Source organism: Cupriavidus sp. 01L45, assembly GCF_056399885.1.
This window is the reverse complement of sequence record NZ_JBFTSG010000161.1, coordinates 1-1,061: the sequence shown is the minus strand read 5'-3', so window position 1 is coordinate 1,061 and position 1,061 is coordinate 1. Positions and strand designations below refer to the sequence as shown.

Sequence of the window (1,061 nt, the reverse complement as noted above, 5' to 3'; positions counted from 1 at the left end):
TACAGCTTGGCGTCGCGCCACAGCCGGCCGACCGGGTATTCGTTGATATAGCCGTTGCCGCCCAGGATCTGCACCGACTCGCCGGCCATCCAGGTGGCCTTCTCGGCGGTGTACAGGATGACCGCGGCGCAGTCCTTGCGCACCTGGCGCACGTGTTCGGTGCCCAGCGAATCCAGGTTCTTGCCCACCGTGTACAGATAGCTGCGCGCGGCCTGCAGCGTGGTGTACATGTCGGCCACCTTGCCCTGGATCAGCTGGAACTCGCCAATGCTCTGGCCGAACTGCTTGCGGTCGTGGATGTAGGGGGTGATGACGTCCATGCAGGCCTGCATGATGCCGACCGGGCCGCCGGAGAGCACCGCGCGCTCGTAGTCCAGCCCGCTCATCAGCACCTTGGCGCCGGCGTTYTCCGCGCCGAGGATGTTCTCGACCGGCACTTCSACGTCCTGGAACACCAGCTCGCCCGTGTGCGAGCCGCGCATGCCCAGCTTGTCCAGCTTCTGYGCCACCGAGAAGCCCTTCATGCCCTTCTCGACGATAAAGGCGGTCATGCCGCGCGCGCCCAGGTCCGGCTCGGTCTTGGCGTAGACCACCAGCACATCGCAGTCCGGGCCGTTGGTGATCCACATCTTGGTGCCGTTGAGCACGTAGCGGTCGCCCTTGAAGTCGGCGCGCAGCTTCATGCTCACCACGTCGGAGCCGGCGTTGGGYTCGCTCATGGCCAGTGCGCCGATCCARTCGCCGGAGACCAGCTTCGGCAGGTATTTGGCTTTTTGCGCGGGGGTRCCGTTGCGGTGGATCTGGTTCACGCACAGGTTGGAGTGCGCGCCGTAGGACAGGCCGACCGAGGCGGAAGCGCGGCTGATCTCTTCCATCGCGATCATGTGGGCCAGGTAGCCCATATTGGCGCCACCGTACTCCTCCGCCACGGTGATGCCGAGCACGCCGAGATCGCCCATCTTCTTCCAGGCGTCCATCGGGAACTGGTCGGTGCGGTCGATCTCCGCGGCGCGCGGAGCGAGTTCGGCCTGCGCCCAGTTGCGCACGGACTCGCGCAGCAT

Annotated in this window: 1 protein-coding gene; it reads right to left on the bottom strand. The window is 65.9% G+C overall.

The features are described 5' to 3' along the window. A partial coding sequence (locus tag AC1DT6_RS40535; RefSeq protein ID WP_477115625.1) for an isovaleryl-CoA dehydrogenase occupies nucleotides 1–1,061 on the bottom strand: 1,061 nt, incomplete at both ends.